Genomic DNA, 18871 nt, shown 5'->3' with positions numbered 1-18871 from the left:
ACAACGCGGTAGCCCTTCGACAGGAAGAACAGCATCTGGGCATCCCAGTCATCGGAGGACAAGGGCCAGCCGTGGTGGAAGACGATCGGCTGGGCGTCCTTCGGACCCCAGTCCTTGTAGAAGATGTCAACGCCGTCTTTTGTGGTGACGAAACTGCTGGTCATGTCGGTCTCTCCTTGGTTCGTGGAAGCGGTTTGGGTTTTGGCGAATGCAGGGATTTCGAGGGCTACGAGCGACACGGCTGCGCCGCCCGCGATAAGCAGGCCGCGGCGGGTGGCCATCGGGCCGAAGCCTTGTTCAGTTGATGCCATGGTCGTTCCTCTCTCGGATGGTTCGCGGTCTGTCGTCGTTTCGACATGGACAGATGTATGCCATTCGTATTTGATAGAGAGGTGGCGAAAATGACTTTAATGATGCAGAAAGTGACAATATGGTGGAGCAGGCCGACGTCGTGGCGGAAATCGGGCTGCTGATCTATCCTGACTGTCAGTTATCAGCGGTCTACGGTCTGACCGATCTGTTCCGCATTGCCAGCCAATGGGCGCCACAGCAGACTGTACATCCCCGCATGATCCGGGTTTCGCACTGGCAGATCGCCGAGGACGACGTCGTTTGCACGTGGGATAGTCATCCTGGAACGCCGAACCGTCTCGGCTATGTCCTCGCGCCACCGAGCATCATCATGCCGGCGCAGATGCAACCCATGCCCGTCGCGGCCCGCTGGATGGCGAACAAGCATAAGGAAGGAGCCACTATCGGCTCCATCTGCGCCGGCGCATTTGTTCTGGCCGAGACGGGACTGATCGATGGCCGTCGTGCAACCACGCACTGGGCCTTCAGCCACGAACTGGCGAAGCGCTATCCGAAGATCGATCTGGCGGCCGAACAGATGGTGATTGACGACGGCGACATCATGACGGCCGGCGGGATCCTGGCTTGGACAGATCTAGGACTGACGCTCGTCGAAAAGCTCATGGGCGTCGGGACGATGCTGGCGACGGCAAGGTTTCTTCTCGTGGACCCGCCTCGCCGCGACCAGGATATTTACAAGGCCTTTGTCCCTAAATTCGACCATGGCGATACCGCCATTCTGGGCGTGCAGCATCACATCCATGCGCAGGCTGCCGAGGCGCATGACATTCCGGAACTCGCCGACCGGGCAGGGCTTGCGGATCGAACCTTTCTACGTCGCTTCGTCAAGGCAACCGGGCTTCGACCGACGGAATATCTTCAGCAGGTCCGCGTCATGAAAGCGCGCGACGCGCTAGAAACCACCAGTCTTTCCGTCGAACAAATTTCCTGGGATGTCGGCTACTCGGACGTGACAGCCTTCAGACGGGTTTTCCAGCGCATTGCGGGGCTGACGCCCACGCAGTATCGGCAAAGGTTTGGACCACGAGCTGATGAAAGCCTCGTCAAACCCAAAACGAAGAACTCTGATTAACATACATGTCGCAAGCTCCTCGAAGTCGTGCCAAGGACCTGCATCGCGAGCTTGGGGCAACAATTGTCTACGTCACCCATGACCAGACCGAGGCCCATTCGCTTGCCGATTAACTAGCAGTGATGAAGGATGGTCAACTGCAGCAGTCGATCGACCTGAGATGATCTGTGATCGCCCCGCGAACCGCTTTGTCGCCAGCTTCCTTGGCGTGCCACCCATCAATTTCCTAGTCGCCCAGCGGCTGCCGCCGCTACAGAGCATGAAGGGTCTAACAGTCAGTCAAGGTCCGGATATACTGACCCTGCATGTCGCACCGCCAAAGAAATCATCGCTGCCCTTACGTTCGGCCAGTTCGTCGCGACGTTCCATTGCTAGGACGGCGGAGATCGTGTCGAGTTCATGCACACGGCGATCAAGAGCCTTTTCAGGAGCCCCCATCATGTAATTGAAGATCCCGGGTGCAGTTTCAGCTCGGTTTGGGAAAAGTCTCCTCCCTTGAAGAGCAGCGGCACTTTGGCCACGGCAGCCACAGCAGGAGAAACAATCTCCCATGTTGCAAAGTAGTGGCGCTCGTCAAACGCGACGGTGACCAAGTTCGGCAACGCGGCCAGCTGTCGGATAATTGTATCAGCGTTCTGAAATTTGCGGCCGGCAAGCACCATCCGGGCCTCGACAAGCGTCGGCCAGCAACCGGGATTTCCTCGCGTGTGACAAGCGACCGAAAGAGGCGCTTCAGGTTCATCCAGTGCCGTCGCCAGAATGACAGACGCATTGATGGCAATCATATGGGTACGCCGTTTTCATCGTAGATATCGTCATGTGCCGACGTGGTGCCGGCTGAACGGGACGTCGACCTTCAGCCATGAAGCTCTCACAGCGCTTCGGCTGGCGTTTGCGCAGCCTTTTTGTGCAGTTCCTGCTCCTAGCGTTCAAGCGCCAGCTCACCCAATCGATCGATCGTCTCACCAGTGCGGCGGGCAAGGGAATGCGCCAGATCGCGAGCTTTGCGGCTACGAATGGAAGGCTGGGGTTCGGACATAGTGGCTTCAGCTGTTCTGTCAAAGATGGCAGCTAATTCGCTCCAGATGGCCAGCATGTGATAACGGCAATCTTCGGCGTCCAGGCGCGAACCTCAAGGGAGGGCGTTGGCGGATGTTTCATGACGTCGAGGCGTCCCAGCGTCGGAATAGTGCACTGGCATTCACGCCGCCGAAGCCGAAGCCATTGGTGATTGCAAACTGCATGGGGTGTGGCCTTGCTGTGTTGGCGACGAAATCGAAGCCATCACCTGCGGGATCGGGAGCATTGAGGTTCAGGATGGGTGGCGCGACCCGTGCGGTGACGATCTTCCTCTGAGACCGGCCGCCAACCCGCCTGTGTCAGGGCTTCGTCTGCAGCCGCGAGCGCAAACTGAATGAAGCGATCCACCTTGCGCTGATCCTTTGGCGGCAGGACACGATCGGTGTCGAAGCCTGCTTCGGGATCTGCGGGCGCGCAGAGGCCGGGCGTTCAAAACGTGGAAAGGAAAAGCAGAAGGCCGCTATTCGGTTGCCTCCGCGGTGGCCACGCGTCTGGCTTCCGCAGCAGCCGTTTCCAGCAGGCGCTCGGCAAGTGTTTCATCCGTCACGATGCGCGACAGCGTGACTGCGCCGACCATCAGTGCAAGCATGACTTCAGCTTTTTGCGTCCGGGTCTCTCTGCTGTCTGTGGCAGGCAGCAGTTCCGAAAGCACCTGCAGGTGAGCCTTGATCCCGTCCTCGAATGGCTTGCGAACGTCTTCACTTTGGCGAGCAGCATCGGAACCGAGCGCCACCAGAGGGCAACCGTCTCCGATTTCTCCGCGATGACCTGCCGAAAGGTAGAGGTCGATAATGCCTTGGATTGGATCGGCACTCGATGCCGCGACAGAGGACCATCGACGGGTGGCGCTCTCCAACGCGCGCCGGGATGCCAGTGCTGCGAGATCATCCTTGGATTCAAACTGCTTGTAGAAACCGCCTTGGGTGAGGCCTGCTCCCTTCATCAAATCCTTGAGGCCGATCCCATCGAAGCCATGCTCGCGAAAGAGTCGGCTTGCGACGTTGATCACCGTCTCCCGATTGGCTTCGGCCTGTGCGCGGCTCACCCTCATAGTACGCTCCCTTTAGATTTCATTTGACATCTATAATGCTTTTAGAGTTAGGATGCAATCTATAAATTGAGATGCTCCCGTCAAGAAGGATGGTGCCATGAAACGAAAACTCCTGCTTGCGACAGCCGCGGTCGCCATATCCGGCGGTGTCGCTGCCGCCATTTTTCTCCTCCCGCCGGCAGCGCACCAGGCGAAAGCCTCGGATCCCCGTACGCTTGCGCCTCTTGTGCATCTGGCGAGTGTCGAAATTCCTGATGCGGTGGAGAGAAGCTTCACCGGCACTGTCGCAGCGAGAGTCCAAAGCGATCTTGGATTCCGGGTTCCCGGAAAGATCGTGGAGCGACTGGTCGGTGTGGGAGACCAGGTGAAGGTGGGGCAGCCCCTGCTGCGCATCGATAGCAACGACCTCAACCTCTCGCTGACCGCAAAACGCAATGCGGTGATCGCAGCCCAGGCGGCCTTTGTACAGGCACAGGCAGATGAGAAGCGTTTTGCCGCTCTCGTAAAATCCAATGCGGCGTCCACGCAGCGGTACGAGCGCGCAAAGCTTTCTCTCGATACCGCTGCAGCCCAAGTGGCGGCCGCGAAGGCGGATGCAACGGTGGCCGAGAACGAGGTGACCTACACGGTATTGCTGGCTGATGCCGATGGTACGATCGTCGACACTCTCGCTGAGCCGGGCCAAGTGGTTCCGGCAGGACAGCCCGTCATTCGGCTGGCGAAGGCAGGGCCGCGTGAAGCGCTGGTTTGGATGCCGGAGCATCTGAGACCCGCGATCGGCGCGAAAGCACGCGCCACGATCTACGGACGGACCGGGGCAGAGACCGCCCTGCTCAGGCAGGTTTCGGATGCCGCCGACCAACAGACGCGAACATTCGAGACGCGTTGGGTGCTGCAGGGCTCCGCGGCCACGGCCCCTTTGGGAGCAACGGTGACCATCAGCGTTGACGGTGGCACTCATGCCGCCTCCGTAGAGATTCCCATCGGAGCAATCCTCGACGACGGTTCCCGGACCGGGGTCTTTGTCTTCAATGACAGCACGTCGACCGTTCAATTTCGCGCCGTGAAGATCGAGACGCTGGGCGAAGAGACAGCCATCGTCAGAGACGTGAATCCTGGTGAACGGGTTGTGGCTCTTGGAGCGCACCTCCTTCAGGACGGGGCGAGCGTACGCACGGGGCAACAGACTGCAGAGGCGGTGAACTGATGAGCTTCAATCTTTCTGCGCTTGCCGTTCGAGAACGCGCTGTCACCTTGTTCTTCATCGTCCTGCTGGCGGCAGCCGGCGCTTACGCGTTCATCAAGCTGGGGCGAGCTGAAGATCCGTCCTTTACGATCAAAACCCTTACCGTCACCACGGTTTGGCCCGGAGCCACGGCCCGTGAGATGCAGGATCTCGTGGCGGAACCGCTCGAGAAGCGCATCCAGGAACTGACCTGGTACGATCGTGTGGAGACCACGACCCGCCCGGGCTTCGCCTATATGACGGTGACGCTGAAGGACAACACGCCGCCTTCCGTGGTCGAGGACGAATTCTATCAGGCGCGCAAGAAGCTCGGCGATGAGGCGCGCAACCTGCCTCAAGGCGTCCTCGGCCCCTTCGTCAATGACGAATATTCCGACGTGAGTTTTGCCCTCTATGCTCTGAAGGCACAGGGCATGCCGAAGCGTGAACTGGTGCGTCAGGCCGAGACGATCCGGCAAGATCTGCTGCATGTGCCCGGCGTCAAGAAGATCAACATTCTCGGCGAACAGCCGGAGCAGATCTTCGTCGAATTTTCCTATCCGAAGCTGGCAACACTCGGCATCTCTCCGCAGGATGTCGCGGCCGCTCTGCAGCGCCGCAACACGGTCACGCCTGCCGGAACAATTGATACCCGCGGCCCGCAAGTCTTCATGCGCTTCGATGGCGCCTATGACAGCGTCCAGGCGATTGCGGACACACCAATCGTCGTCAATGGCCGTACCATCAAGCTGTCGGACTTTGCGGAGGTTCGCAGAGGGTATCAGGATCCGGAAACCTTTGTCATCCGGCACAATGGCGAACCGTCCATCATGCTCGGCGTCGTCATGCAGCAGGGCTGGAATGGCCTCGATCTGGGCAAGGCCCTGGAAGAGCGTTCCTCGAAGATCGCTGAGGCGCTGCCGCTCGGGATCACCCTTGCGAAAGTCAGCGACCAGGCAGTCAACATTCAGGAAGCCGTCGGCGAGTTCATGCTGAAATTCGCGATGGCGCTGGGCGTGGTGCTGTTCGTCAGTCTTGTCAGCCTTGGCTGGCGTGTCGGGATCGTGGTCGCGCTTGCGGTGCCTCTCACCCTCGGCGTCGTGTTCATCATCATGCTCGATACCGGGAGATTCTTTGACCGTATTACGCTTGGCGCGCTTATCCTGGCGCTCGGCCTGCTCGTGGACGATGCGATCATTGCCATCGAAGTGATGGTCGTCAAAATGGAAGAGGGCATGGACCGCATCAAGGCGGCTGCCTATGCCTGGAGCCATACGGCGGCTCCCATGCTGTCCGGCACGCTCGTTACCATCATCGGTCTGATGCCTGTCGGCTTTGCGCGCTCGGCGGCCGGCGAATATGCTGGAAACATCTTCTGGATCGTTGGCTTTGCGCTGATCGTTTCCTGGCTCGTAGCCGTGATCTTCACGCCCTATCTCGGCGTCAAGATGCTGCCGAACATCAAGCCCGTGCAAGGCGGACATCACGCCATCTACAACACGCCCAACTATCGCAGGCTACGCGGCGCAATCGAGTTTGCGGTACGCCACAAGTTCATGACCTGCGGCATCGTCGTCGTGATGATGGGTGTGTCCGTTGTCGGCATGGGCTCGGTCAAACAGCAGTTCTTTCCAACGTCCGACCGCCCTGAGGTGCTTGTTGAGGTTCGTCTGCCGGAGGGAACCAGCATCAAGACGACGACTGCCACGGTTGCGAAGCTTGAGGATTGGCTGCAGCAGCAGCCGGAGACGAAGATCGTCACCAGCTACGTAGGGCAGGGGGCACCCCGCTTCTTCTTTGCCATGTCTCCCGAACTGCCGGATCCGGCATTCGCGAAGATCGTTGTCCTGACCCCGAATGCTGAAGCCCGTGAAGCTCTGAAAGCCCGCCTGCGCGAAGCCGTCTCAGGCGGGCTCGCTCCGGAAGCCTTCGTACGCGTTACGCAACTCGTCTTCGGCCCGTTCACGCCGTTCCCGGTCGAGTTTCGGATCATGGGCCCGGACCCGGAAAAGCTTTACCAAATTTCCGAGCAGGCGATTTCTTTGATGCAGGCCGTCCCGGACGTTCGAAACGCCAATCGTGACTGGGGCAACCGGACACCCGTTGTCCGCTTCATTCCGGACCAGGAACGTCTGAATCTGATCGGTCTCTCGCCTGCCGAGGCGAGCCAGCAGCTCCAGCTCCTGCTGACGGGCGTTCCGATCACGCAGGTCCGCGAAGATATTCGCAATGTGGCCGTCGTGGCGCGGAGCGGAGGCGATGCACGTCTCGATCCTTCCAAGCTTTCGAACTTCTCGCTGATCGGCAGGCAAGGCCGGGCAGTTCCGCTCGACCAGATCGGCCATGCCGAAGTGCGCTTTGAAGAACCGGTGATGAAGCGACGCGACCGCACGCCAGTCATCACCGTCCGCTCTGACATCAACGAGGCAACCCAGCCTCCGGAAGTCTCGATGCAGGTCATGCAGGCCTTGCAGCCGCTCATTGCGTCGCTGCCTGTAGGATACCGTATCGAAATGGGTGGCAATATCGAGGAATCCCTGAAGGCGAATGCCGCGCTTGTTCAGGTCTTCCCCGTCATGATCGCAGCAATGCTGATCGTCATCATCCTGCAGGTGCGCAGCCTGTCGACGATGACGATGGTGATGCTGACAGGTCCGCTGGGGCTCGCCGGCGTCGTGCCGGTCCTGCTCCTCTTCAACCAGCCGTTCGGGTTCAATGCCATTCTGGGGTTGATCGGTCTTGCTGGCATCCTGATGCGCAACACACTCATCCTGACCGAGCAGATCAAGGAGAACAAGGCGGCAGGTCTGGATGATTACCATGCCGTGATCGAGGCAACGGTGCAGCGAACGCGGCCTGTTATCCTGACGGCACTTGCCGCCGTGCTTGCCTTCATTCCCCTGACACACTCCGTCTTCTGGGGTTCGATGGCCTATACGCTGATCGGCGGCACGGCGGTCGGCACGATCTTGATCCTGCTCTTCCTGCCCGCGCTTTACGCGACCTGGTTCAGGATCAAGCCTCCCGTGACAGGTGCGGGGCCTCAGTCCGAGGAAGAGGCGGAGCATCAGCCGCTGCGCCTTGCGGCGGAATGAGCCGCAGCGGACACACTTATGCGCAGTGATACTTGAGCGGGAAGATGGTCTTGAACGTCCCAGGTCTGTCAAATGGTGTCGTGGAGAAGGTGAGCATGCCTCTCCTCGACGCCGCAGGTCGGTCGGACCACGGGATGCACGACGCACTTCTGGATGTGGCGGAACAGCTCTTCCGCCACATCGGCCACCGGAAGACCACGATAGAGGATATTGCCGCCGAGGTCGGCAAGAGCCGTGCGAGCGTCTACCGCTTCTTTCCCACCCGTGGTTCGATCAACCATGGTGTCTATGCACGATGGGCACAAAGGGAACTGGACGTTCTTGATCAGGACGCGGAAATGGCAACTTCGGCATCGATAAGGGTAGCCCATGTTCTGACGAGGCTAAATGGCCGCGCGCGGGAGCGGGTCATCTGTCAGCCAAACGTCCATGCCCTGTGGGTGGCAGCGGCGCTCGAAGACTGGCCGGTGCATCATGCCTATTTTCGCACCCTGACGACGGGCTTTGCCACCATCATGGGGCGAGACGAGGGCACCTCGCACCTGCAAGGTTCATCTGCCTTCTACATGGCTCAAGGGATTGTCACCGCCATGATGGCCCATCTGCATCCCGTCCTCTTGGAGGAGCGGATGAAAAGACAGAAAGACGCAGAAGCGGATCTGAAGGCGCATATTGCCTTCGTCCTGAAGGCGCTCAATCCGCCGTGCCTGGGCGGAACCTGTGGTCGTTGAATGTCAACATGCGAGATCGAGTTCTGTCTTTGCGTGAGCTTCAAGGATCCACTCGTCCTGGGTGGCGGCGGATAGTGCGTCTTCCAATGTCGGGAAGATAAACGGATAGATGACGGCGCCGCGCCATAAAACCACGCCAAGGCAGATGTTCCTGCGCTCCATGCGTACAAATACTGAAAAGCCCGATGGTAGCGCATCCGGGAAGACCTGTGTGAACACCTCGGTCGCCACCTGTTCCCATTGTTCGATTGGGGTCCCTCGAGCGAAAAAAGCCTGCGTCTCCTCCCAGTACGGGTGGGGCTCGATTTCTCCACTCTGATCCTGGACCGCTATGACATATCGTTTTCCGCGAGCGAGGCGCAGAAGCTTGTAGTTGATTTCGGGGCTGGCTTCGGAATGGTCCATGACGGGCTCGAATGGCCTACGCTAACCACGCGTCCTTGCGGTCACGACACAGGTCGATGTGCCATGCGCATGAACCTTCCCGCCAAGTGTTTCTATCCTGCCTTCCAATGTGATGATCATTCGGCTGCGCGCGACAACCCGGGCGCTGATCCGCAATTCGCCACAGTCAGCGGCGATCGGGCGAATGAACTTCACCGCAGTTTCAAGGGTCGGGCACCATTCCTCCGGTTCCAGCAATGTGTGAGCTGCAAGCGCCATCGCTGTATCCAGCATCGTCATGCTCCAGCCGCCATGAACGGTTCCAAGTGTGTTGAGGAAGCGTTGTTCAGGACAGGCTCTGATCTCGACGGCGCCCAACTCGGGCGGCATCAAAGTGAAGGGAAGCAGATCCGCCATGGGCGGCCGCTGATGGATGCCAGCGGCCAATCCCGCAACATAGTCAAGACCGGTTAAGGGCAGGGACTGCGCCCCGTGTGACGGGTGCGAATGGGGAGTGTCCGTCTTGGTCATGTTCGTTCAGCCTTCTTCATCTCTGCTTCTCCCGGGAGTTCTGGGTACGAGTGGCCGGACCTAAGGATCGAAGCCCTTAGCGATACCGAACCTGACTTCGGAAAATCCGAGGAGGATCCTCTTGATTTTTTATATTACGAATGACATCTAATATCGCGTTAGATGTCAAGTGGTATCTTAATCGAAGGCAGGTTTCGTGAGAAGCCGCGGATGAGTTTCGGGTGAACCTGAATAGAGGAGGCCGCAGTGGCCCAAGGAAAAGTAGTAGCAATAACCGGCGCTTCCTCCGGGATTGGAGCCGCGACTGCACGTCTGCTGGCGCAGCGCGGGTATCGTGTGTTCGCCGGTGTGCGTAACCCTGACAGTGTAAGCCCCATACCGGGCGTGACGTTCGGAGCCTTGGATGTGACGAGCGATGACCAGGTCGCAAGTTTCGTTGATTGGGTGCTGGCAGAAGCGGGCAGGATCGATGTTCTTGTCAACAATGCTGGTGTGTCGCTGGTGGGTCCCGTTGAAAACACATCCGTGACTGAGGCTGCCAAAGTCTTCGACGTGAATGTTTTTGGCCCGCTACGGATGATCCGGGCAACTCTGCCGGCCATGCGCAGTGCTCGCAGCGGACTGATCATCAACGTCAGTTCCGTCCTCGGCTTCCTGCCTGCCCCATTCATGGGCATCTACGCCAGCAGCAAGCATGCGATAGAGGGACTATCGGAGTCGCTTGATCACGAGATCAGGGACTTCAATGTGCGTGTTGTTCTGGTTGAGCCGACTTTTACCAATACCAATCTGGACGTGAATGCAGCAGTCACCGAGGCTCCTCCAGGTGTTTACGCACAGCAGCTCCATGCCACGACAAGAGCTGTTCTGGCTCAAATCAAGTCCGCACCCTCCGCAACGTGGGTTGCAGACCAGATCCTTGCGGCCATTGAAGGATCGTACAGGATGCGCCAGCCGGTTGGCAAACACGCGACGCTTCTCAGCCGGTTGCGGCGCTTCATGCCTGCCAAGGCTGTCGACGGCAGCCTGCGCAAAACATTCGGATTTGGAAAACCTTCATGAATTGACGGTCACAGGCGTTTGTCTATCCCGCCCATCTTTCTCCAGATGGGCGGTACGGAGGCAGCATTTGTGTACCCGTTCCATTGATTGGACCAAATGTGCCTATGCGCTATCCCTGACGACAAGTGACCCTGAGAACAGACGGTTTCGATCTTGCCTGTCAGGGTGCGCGAGAACCTCGATCAGGTAGTCGGCCATTTCGGACAGTGGCTGTCGGTATGTCGTCAGGCGATAGTTTGGGTTGTCGGCTTGTGGAACATCATCGAAGCCGGTTATGGCTATGTCTTCCGGGACCGAGAGGCCAAGCGAGTATCGGACTGCGTCGGCTGCGCCCATCGCAAGCGCATCATTTTCGCAAACCAGAACGTCCGGCAGGTTCTTTCTGGCACAGTTCTGCAGGGTCTCCGCGACGACCTTTCCAGCGAGTGCCGGGTCATACGTACTCACCGTGACCAAGTCCGGTTCACGTTCAGTTTTCGAAAGCCAGAAGGAAAAGAAGGTCTCTTTCCGCAGAAGATGGGCAGAGTAGTTTTGCGGACCCGCGACAAAGAGCGGCCGCCTGTAGCCTCTGGCATAGATGTATTTGGCCAAGTCATTCATCGCCCTGATGTCGTCTACGGCAATCGAAATCGTATTGGGGCGTTCGGAGGTTCTGGCAAAAATGATCAGTTCGCGGAACTTGCGGGCGTGTGCAGCAGCCTCAAGAACCTCGTCGTCGAACTGGAGACCGATCAGGACGACGGCATCCACCCGCCTCTGGCTCGCACTCAGAAGTGCGTGACTTGCATCATCGCGATCCAGCGTATTGACGAGCAGAGTGTCCCAACCACCGCGTCTCAACGCGCGCGTCAGGCATTCCATCATCACGAGTTTGTGCGGATTGGCAAAATCGTCAATGAGCAACGCCACCAGATTGGACCGGTCCGAAGCAAGGCTGACGGCCCTCAGGTCGGGCACGTAGCCCAGCCGCTCCGCTGCAGCCATGACCTTCTCGAGGCTTTTGCGCGAAATCGAGGCGTCCTTGCGGAAGGCTCTGTTGACCGTCCACCTGGAAACACCTGCTGCCTCCGCCACATCGTCGGCCGTGACATTGGCAATTACGGGATTTTTTCCGTCTGTCATCCTCTCCCCGACATCCTGACAATGCCTCTCTTCTCCCATTGATCATGGGTGCGATCTCCAGTCCAATAAGAAATTTTGCTCGCGCGTGCAAATTCCTCTTGCTCGCGCGAGCAAAATCGAAGATGGTCCCTGTCGAAACGGCTCAAGCCGCAGGGAGGTTAAATTGCTTAGAATTGGATTGCTTGGTGCGGGCCGCATAGGACGCGTTCACGCGACGAACATCGCCGCACATCCCAAGAGCTGCCTGGCGGCGGTCTCCGACATCAATGTGGGGGCCGCAAAGGATCTGGCTTCTGCCTACAATGCAGAGGCCACGGACGTTGATGCCGTGATCAACAGTCCGGTCATTGATGCTGTTTTGATCGCAACATCCACTGATACCCATGCCGATTTGATCGAAAGGGCGGCAAAGGCTGGAAAGGCAGTCCTTTGTGAAAAACCGGTCGATCTGTCGCTCGAAAGGGCGAAGGCTTGTCTGGCGACAGCATCCGTTGCGAGCTCGCCGATCATGATCGGGTTCAATCGACGCTTCGACCCCAATTTCTCTGGCATCAAGACGGCACTGGCGAAAGGTGAGATCGGCAAGCCCGAGCTGCTGTCGATCACGTCCTTCGATCCGGCGCCACCGCCGGTCAGCTATATCAAAGTCTCCGGCGGGCTGTTCCGCGATATGATGATCCATGACTTCGACATGGCCAATTTTATCATGGGAGATCTGCCGAAAACCGTGCATGCCGTTGGCAGCTCGATCGTTGATCCGGACATCGGCGCCGCCGGCGACGTGGACACTGCGGTGGTAACCCTGACTTACGCCGACGGACGCATCGCAGTCATCAAAAACAGCCGTCGTGCAGTCTACGGCTATGACCAGAGGGTCGAATTGCTCGGCTCAGCCGGTCTGCTCTCCGCTGGAAACATGCTTGAGCACACGATTTCCAAGTCTACTGTTTCAGGTGTGACGAGCGCCAAGCCGGAGTTCTTCTTTCTCGAACGTTACATGCGGGCCTATGCAGCTGAATGGGATGCCTTTGTGCGCTCTGTTGTAGAAGGCAGCGCTATCCCGGTCACATTACAGGATGGAGTGGCCGCATTGGCGCTGGCCGAGGCCGCAGCAGATTCGCTTGTCTCGGGGCGCCCGTCATCGGTGTCTGTCTGACGGACAATAGCAGCGCTCAACACAAAGGTTAGCCGCAGTGCATTGGAGGGATAATGCGCTGACGGCATTCGGTTCTGGCTGTTCTGGCTGGAGAACGGGCGTGTGGAGTTGCGCCCGTGGTCAATGTCAACTGGGAGGTTATCATGAAGACACTACTCGCATCCGTGGCAGCAGCAGCGATGATCGCTGTGGCTGCTCCTGCATTCGCCACCAACATTATTGTCGTTGCGCATGGCCAAGCTAACGACCCGTTCTGGTCCGTCGTGAAGAACGGCGTCGAAAAGGCTGCCAAGGACACTGGCGCCCGTGTCGAATTCCGGTCGCCGGAAACCTTCGATATGGTCCAGATGGGCCAGATGATCGATGCAGCCGTCAACCAGGAGCCTGATGGTCTCGTGGTCTCGATCCCGGACGGCGACGCACTGGGTCCGGCAATCAAGCGCGCCGTGGCTGCCGGTATCCCTGTCATCTCCATGAACTCTGGTTCGAACGTGGCGCACAAGCTCGGCGCTCTGCTCCATGTGGGCCAATCGGAGTTTGATGCAGGCAAGGCTGCAGGCAAGAAGCTGGCAGAGATGGGCGGAACCAAGGGGATCTGTGTCAACCAGGAAGTCGGCAACGTGGCGCTCGATCTACGCTGCCAAGGCTTTGCCGAAGGCTTCGGCAAGCCGGTTACGGTTGTACCTACCCAAAACGACCCGTCTGAGGTCCAGTCCAAGGTTCGTGCGGCACTCGAATCCGATCCGAAAGTCGACACCGTTCTTGGTCTTGGCGCATCTTTGGTCGGCGAACCGGCGGTCAAGGCGGCTCAGGCGCTTGGTCGCGACAAGGTGCTGATCGCGAGCTTTGATCTGTCGGCCGGGTTTCTCAAGAACGTAGCTGACGGCAAGGCCGCCTTCGCCATTGACCAGCAACAGTTCCTCCAGGGTTACCTGCCCGTCGTCTTTCTATCCCTCAGAGCTCAATACGGTCTCGTTCCAGGCGGTGACGTACCCTCCGGTCCAAACCTTGTGACCAAGGAAAAGGCTGCGAGCGTCATCGAGTTGTCGGCAAAGGGCATTCGCTAAGAAAGCTGCCGGGCTGCGTCTTTGGCAACGTGGCTCGGCTACTCACAAGAGGAGGAGCGAGATGTCCCAAGGCATCCAGACGCACCGCGATGAGCGGATCAAGACGGAATCCGTCATCACGAAATTAATGAAGAGGCCGGAACTGGGCGCGATCGGAGGGCTGGTTCTTGTTACGCTCTTTTTTATCGCGACAGCAGACCGCACCATGTTCACCTTGTCCGGGATCATGAACTTCATGACACCGGCAGCACAGCTCGGCATTTTGGGTATCGCCGCAGCGATGTTGATGATTGGCGGAGAGTTCGATCTCTCGATCGGGTCGATGGTTGCGTTTTCCGGAATGCTTTTCGGGGCATTCACCGTTAACATCGGGATGCCGCTTATCCTCGCCATCCCGCTGACCCTGATCTTCGCCGCTATGCTCGGCGCCGCGAATGGGCTTGTGGTGATCAGGACGGGACTGCCGTCGTTCATCGTCACTTTGGCCGGATTGTTCATTCTGCGCGGCGCGACCCTGGTTGGTCTCAAGCTGCTCACTGGTGGTGCGACGCAGCTTCGCGGGATCAGGGAAGCCGTGGGCGACGATTTTCTCGCTCCGCTCTTTTCGGGAGATGCATTTGGCTTTCTCATGCGCTGGCTTGCTTCAGCCGGACTTGTCGACAGCTTCAAATCCGGATTACCCAAGGTGCCGGGCGTGCCGGTGGAGATAGTCTGGTTCGTACTGTTTGCACTGGTTGCGACCTATGTGCTGCTGCGGACCCCCATCGGCAACTGGATTTTCGCCACCGGTGGCGATGCTCACGCTGCCCAGAACTCTGGCGTGCCGGTGCGCAAGGTTCGGATTGCGCTGTTCATGCTGACCGCTGTCGCGGCAGCGCTCGTTGCAATCATCACGGTCATGGATGCCGGTTCCACCGATGCCAGACGTGGTTTCATGAAAGAATTCGAAGCCATTATCACTGCCGTCATCGGAGGTTGCTTGCTGACTGGCGGATACGGTTCTGCGATCGGAGCGTTTTTTGGCGCGATCATATTCGGCATGGTGACCATCGGCCTGACCTACACGAAGTTCGACCAGGACTGGTTCCAGATTTTCCTTGGCGGAATGCTGTTGCTTGCCGTCATCTTCAACAACATCATTCGCAAACGTATGACCGGGGAGCGCTGAGATGACCGCACCGATCATCCATATGGAAAATATCAAGAAACACTACGGCAATGTCATTGCGCTGAACGGTGTGACATTCGATGTTCGCCCCGGAGAGTGCCACTGCCTCCTCGGCGATAATGGTGCCGGCAAATCGACCTTCATCAAGACAATGTCCGGCGTGCACCAGCCGACAGAGGGCTCGATCACATTCGAGGGGCGACCCCTGTCCTTTAACAGCCCGCGTGACGCCATGGAAGCGGGCATTGCTACCGTGTTTCAGGATCTTGCCATGATCCCGCTGATGTCCGTGACGCGAAATTTCTTCATGGGGCGCGAGCCGACGCGAGGTCGCGGTCTCTTCAAGCGCTTCGATATCGCCAAGGCGAATGAGATCACCATGACGGAAATGCGCAAGATGGGCATCAACCTGCGTGGTCCCGATCAGGCAGTCGGAACCTTGTCTGGCGGCGAACGTCAAACCGTCGCAATTGCCCGCGCTGTCTACTTCGGCGCCAAGGTTCTGATCCTGGATGAGCCAACATCTGCTCTTGGTGTGCGACAGACTGCCAACGTGCTCGCCACGATCAAGCGGGTGAGGGCGCAGGGCGTTGGCGTGGTGTTCATTTCACACAATGTTCGTCATGCCATGGCGGTCGGCGATCGGTTCACGGTTCTCAATCGAGGGCAGACGCTCGGGACTGCGACCCGAGGAGAAATAGATGCGGCCAAACTTCAGGATCTGATGGCCGGCGGCCAGGAAATGGCCGAACTCGAAGGATCCCTGGGCGGAACGATCTGAGGCATGTTCGATGACAACCACATCTATCCTGCCTGACCGTCCGCTCGGTATCGCGCTCATTGGCACCGGCTTCATGGGCAAATGCCATGCCATGGCCTGGCGCAATGTCTCGGCGGTTTTCGGCGGCGCGCATCACCGGCTTGAGGTTCTTTCGGATGTCACTGCCGACAGCGCAGATCGTTTTGCGCGTCAGTTCGGCTTCGCTCACGCGACAGCACGCTGGGAAGAGGCAGTCAATGATCCGAGTGTCGATGTTGTGTCGATTACCGCGCCGAACGGGTTGCACCGACCGATGGCAGAGGCGGCGCTGAAGGCTGGCAAGCATGTCTGGCTGGAAAAGCCGATGGCGCTGACGATTGCCGACGCCGAGTCTATGGCGGCAACTGCTGCAATCCATCCCAACCAGAAAACTATGCTTGGCTACAACTATCTCAGAAGCCCCGCCTTCCAGGCGGCGCGCAACCTGATCCGCCAAGGCGGCATCGGCAAGCCCGTTGCATTCCGCGGCGTCTACGACGAAGACTATTCCGCCGATCCTCTCCTCCCTTGGTCCTGGCGGATGACGCACGAGGGTGGTGGCCTGGGCGCCCTTGGTGATCTCGGCTGCCACCTCGTGAGCCATATGCTTGCCCTCATGGGCCCGGTGGCGGACGTCGTTGCGCAGACCCACGTCGCTATCCCCACGCGACCGTCGCCAGAAGGCCCGAAGGTGGTGGAGAACGAGGACAGTGCCCTGGCGCTCATCCGCTTCATCTCGGGTGCACATGGATCCTTCGCCACCTCGCGCGTGGCGCGTGGCAGGAAGTGCAGGCTGCAGTGGGAGGTTCACGGCAGCGAAGGGACGATCGTCTTTGACCAGGAAAACATGAACGAGCTCTGGGTGCATCGATCAGGCGAGGCCGGGTTCGTGCGTCACCTTACTGGCCCGGACCAGCCAGATTTTGCGGCCTTCTGCCCGGCTCCGGGCCACAACTTTGGTTTCAACGAGCAAAAGATCATCGAAGCGCGTGATCTGCTTATCGCGATTGGCGGCGCTCCCAACACGGGGCCGGACTTCGCCTACGGGCTGCAGATCGAACGCGTTATCCATGCGATGGCGAATTCGAATGGCGAGCGGATAAAACTCGCCTAAGCGATATGACGAGTGGGCAGCGAACGCACATTCGTCGAAATCTATGACTTATCCAGTTTGAGGGAATATGACATGCAACAGCCGTTCGTCCTCGCCGCCTGCGCTGAAATGATCTGGCGTGATCGCCCCATTGAGTGGCGGGCAGCCCGCCTGACCGAGATGGGATTTCAGGTGGGGCTGTGGAATTGGCCCGACCACGATCTGGACGCATTGAAGCGATCGGGCGCTACCTTTTCGATCATGAATGGTTACCTCACCGGAAGACTGGCCGATGATGAGGGGGCAGATGAACTGCTGCGGTCCGCAAGAGAAACAGCACAGATTGGCAAGCGTCTCGGCGTGGCAAGGCTCAACCTGCATGGAACCGGTCTCGGACCCGGTGGCCTGCCTCTGCGTCCAACGGAAACCGTGACCGGCGCCATGTGGCTAAAGGCACGCGATACTCTATGCCGGATTGCGGATATGGCTGAAGAGGAAGACGTCGTCTTCACACTTGAAAACCTCAATCTCCCTGTTGACCATCCGGGGACACCATTCGGTAGGGCGGCCGATACCCTTGCCCTGGTATCTTCGGTCAATCACCCACGTTTAAGGCTGAACCTTGACCTGTACCATGTGCAGATCGGTGAAGGTAATCTCATCGAGACCTGCCGGGCCTGCCTGCCCTGGATCGGTGAGGTTCAGGTTGCGGATGTGCCTGGGCGCTTTGAGCCTGGAACAGGGGAAATCAATTACACTATGATTGCACAAGCTCTGTACGACATGGGCTATCGCGGGCCTGTCGGTATGGAAGCCTTTGCAAAAGAAGATCCGGATGTGGCTCTGGAAAGGTTTAGGCAGGCGTTTACGATCAACGGATAAGCGCGATGACGAGCAATCCTGTCTAAGCGGGTGGTTGGCAGAACGCCTGGGCTCCGATCTGATTTAATTGCCTGCTCAGTCAGGAGCGCAATTCCCGTTCAACGGATACACATCAATCAGGATAATCCGCGCCGTTAAGCCGGCGGGGAGCCTGTTGTGCTTTGATCGTGCGAGACATCGCTGTCTTCTTGCAGGCGTGTTGCAAGCCACGCATGGAGCATGCTGGAGCCTGCCAAGAGTGACCCACCTTCTTCCGGAGGCTTGCCGGAGAGTGAGGTCACGCGCGCTCCAGCCTCCTCGGCCATGAGCTTGCCCGCCGCATAATCATAGTAGCTGAGGCCGTCTTCGAAATAGCCGTCCAGCCGACCAGCTGCGATGTAGGCGAGGTCCAGAGCAGCCGAGCCCAGGCGACGCACGCCGGCAGTTGTGTTGGTTATCTCGTCCACGCCGCGAAAGAAGCGCTCTCTGCTGATCGCCCTCAATTGCCCGCGAACCGGCATGGACAGCGAGATGATGGCGTCTTCCGGCTGCTTGTCTTGAAGCGGCGCCAAGGAAACCCCGTTCAATCGTGTGCCCTGCCCACGGATCGCGGTAAACATTTCATCGCGCAGCGGATCATAGACGACACCCAGCAACTCACCTTCTGCATTGCAGAGCGCAATGCTGACCGCGAAATAAGGAATACCCCATATGAAATTGCTGGTTCCATCGAGAGGATCCACGACCCATCGAAGAGCGGCATCCGCCTGACGCAAGCCGGTCTCCTCACCCTCGAAGCCAAAAGCATCGCCTGCTTTGGCCAAGACAGTAGCGATTGCTTTTTCAGCAGCCAGATCGGCCTTTGACGCATAATCGCCGAGTGCCTTTCGCTGAACGGCAGTTCGCGGCATATGGCCGAAATGCGCCATCAGCTCATTGCCTCCGGCCTGTGCTGCCGAGCCGGCAAGCTCTAGCAATTCATAAAGCGATAGCTCTGTCATG

The 18871-nt window shown here is 58.6% G+C and carries 17 protein-coding genes and 2 pseudogenes; 11 read left to right on the top strand and 8 right to left on the bottom strand.

What is annotated here, in order from left to right; all coding sequences use genetic code 11:
- Positions 1-281: pseudogene (locus ASD54_RS06110) on the bottom strand (alpha/beta hydrolase); the annotation flags it as partial.
- Between the two features lie 149 nt (positions 282-430).
- On the opposite strand from ASD54_RS06110, the gene ASD54_RS06105 reads away from it, so the two are divergent.
- Positions 431-1444, top strand: a complete 1014-nt coding sequence (locus ASD54_RS06105; RefSeq protein WP_062553735.1) for a GlxA family transcriptional regulator — start codon at positions 431-433, stop codon at positions 1442-1444.
- Positions 1445-1881: 437 nt separating this feature from the next.
- Here the strand turns inward: ASD54_RS06105 and ASD54_RS06100 are convergent, their stop codons facing one another.
- The 3 genes and pseudogenes from ASD54_RS06100 to ASD54_RS06090 all read right to left on the bottom strand — a co-directional run bounded on the left by ASD54_RS06100 (position 1882) and on the right by ASD54_RS06090 (position 3575).
- Positions 1882-2229, bottom strand: coding sequence for a type II toxin-antitoxin system VapC family toxin (locus ASD54_RS06100; RefSeq protein ID WP_062553734.1), 348 nt, complete (start codon positions 2227-2229; stop codon positions 1882-1884).
- 372 nt (positions 2230-2601) lie between these two features.
- Positions 2602-2778, bottom strand: a pseudogene (locus ASD54_RS27220) (beta-ketoacyl-[acyl-carrier-protein] synthase II); the annotation flags it as partial.
- Between the two features lie 206 nt (positions 2779-2984).
- Positions 2985-3575: a TetR/AcrR family transcriptional regulator gene (locus ASD54_RS06090; protein ID WP_062553732.1), complete on the bottom strand. Its 591-nt coding sequence runs from the start codon at positions 3573-3575 to the stop codon at positions 2985-2987.
- Positions 3576-3672: 97 nt separating this feature from the next.
- Here ASD54_RS06090 and ASD54_RS06085 point away from each other — a divergent pair, with 97 nt between their 5' ends.
- The 3 genes from ASD54_RS06085 (at position 3673) to ASD54_RS06075 (ending at position 8626) form a co-directional block, all read left to right on the top strand.
- The gene (locus ASD54_RS06085) at positions 3673-4782 is read left to right on the top strand and encodes an efflux RND transporter periplasmic adaptor subunit (RefSeq protein WP_062553731.1); all 1110 of its coding nucleotides are present in this window, start codon (positions 3673-3675) and stop codon (positions 4780-4782) included.
- Positions 4782-7895, top strand: a complete 3114-nt coding sequence (locus ASD54_RS06080; protein ID WP_062553730.1) for an efflux RND transporter permease subunit — start codon at positions 4782-4784, stop codon at positions 7893-7895. The genes ASD54_RS06085 and ASD54_RS06080 overlap by 1 nt, the downstream gene beginning before the upstream one ends.
- A gap of 95 nt (positions 7896-7990) precedes the next feature.
- Positions 7991-8626 (top strand): TetR/AcrR family transcriptional regulator, encoded by a 636-nt coding sequence (locus ASD54_RS06075; RefSeq protein WP_162249558.1) that lies wholly within the window; start codon positions 7991-7993, stop codon positions 8624-8626.
- A gap of 3 nt (positions 8627-8629) precedes the next feature.
- Here ASD54_RS06075 and ASD54_RS06070 read toward each other — a convergent pair whose 3' ends face one another.
- The gene (locus ASD54_RS06070; protein ID WP_062553728.1) at positions 8630-9031 is read right to left on the bottom strand and encodes a hypothetical protein; all 402 of its coding nucleotides are present in this window, start codon (positions 9029-9031) and stop codon (positions 8630-8632) included.
- Positions 9032-9052: 21 nt separating this feature from the next.
- Complete coding sequence (locus ASD54_RS06065; protein ID WP_062553727.1) at positions 9053-9541, bottom strand: PaaI family thioesterase; 489 nt, start codon at positions 9539-9541, stop codon at positions 9053-9055.
- 246 nt (positions 9542-9787) lie between these two features.
- Between ASD54_RS06065 and ASD54_RS06060 the strand changes: the two genes are divergently transcribed.
- Positions 9788-10603 carry an oxidoreductase gene (locus ASD54_RS06060; protein WP_062553726.1) on the top strand — a complete coding sequence of 272 codons (816 nt, stop codon included), beginning with the start codon at positions 9788-9790 and terminating at the stop codon, positions 10601-10603.
- A gap of 102 nt (positions 10604-10705) precedes the next feature.
- Here ASD54_RS06060 and ASD54_RS06055 read toward each other — a convergent pair whose 3' ends face one another.
- Complete coding sequence (locus tag ASD54_RS06055) at positions 10706-11725, bottom strand: LacI family DNA-binding transcriptional regulator (protein ID WP_062553725.1); 1020 nt, start codon at positions 11723-11725, stop codon at positions 10706-10708.
- Between the two features lie 163 nt (positions 11726-11888).
- Here ASD54_RS06055 and iolG point away from each other — a divergent pair, with 163 nt between their 5' ends.
- From iolG to ASD54_RS06025, 6 genes are all read left to right on the top strand, one after another.
- On the top strand, positions 11889-12881 hold the full coding sequence (gene iolG / locus ASD54_RS06050) for an inositol 2-dehydrogenase (RefSeq protein WP_062553724.1): 993 nt from the start codon (positions 11889-11891) through the stop codon (positions 12879-12881).
- A 143-nt stretch (positions 12882-13024) separates the two neighbouring features.
- Entirely contained in the window at positions 13025-13948 is a 924-nt protein-coding gene (locus tag ASD54_RS06045) for a sugar ABC transporter substrate-binding protein (protein ID WP_062553739.1), read from the top strand.
- Between the two features lie 61 nt (positions 13949-14009).
- Positions 14010-15116: an ABC transporter permease gene (locus tag ASD54_RS06040; protein WP_062553723.1), complete on the top strand. Its 1107-nt coding sequence runs from the start codon at positions 14010-14012 to the stop codon at positions 15114-15116.
- A gap of 1 nt (position 15117) precedes the next feature.
- Entirely contained in the window at positions 15118-15897 is a 780-nt protein-coding gene (locus tag ASD54_RS06035; RefSeq protein ID WP_062553722.1) for an ATP-binding cassette domain-containing protein, read from the top strand.
- A gap of 10 nt (positions 15898-15907) precedes the next feature.
- Positions 15908-17029: a Gfo/Idh/MocA family oxidoreductase gene (locus ASD54_RS06030; protein ID WP_062553721.1), complete on the top strand. Its 1122-nt coding sequence runs from the start codon at positions 15908-15910 to the stop codon at positions 17027-17029.
- A gap of 72 nt (positions 17030-17101) precedes the next feature.
- Positions 17102-17890 carry a TIM barrel protein gene (locus ASD54_RS06025; protein WP_062553720.1) on the top strand — a complete coding sequence of 263 codons (789 nt, stop codon included), beginning with the start codon at positions 17102-17104 and terminating at the stop codon, positions 17888-17890.
- 134 nt (positions 17891-18024) lie between these two features.
- Here the strand turns inward: ASD54_RS06025 and ASD54_RS06020 are convergent, their stop codons facing one another.
- Positions 18025-18870: an inositol monophosphatase family protein gene (locus ASD54_RS06020; protein ID WP_062553719.1), complete on the bottom strand. Its 846-nt coding sequence runs from the start codon at positions 18868-18870 to the stop codon at positions 18025-18027.
- Position 18871 lies beyond the last annotated feature (1 nt).

The organism is Rhizobium sp. Root149, assembly GCF_001427345.1.
Classification (GTDB): Bacteria; Pseudomonadota; Alphaproteobacteria; order Rhizobiales; family Rhizobiaceae; genus Neorhizobium; species Neorhizobium rhizoryzae.
This window is presented reverse-complemented; position numbering and strand designations above follow the sequence as displayed.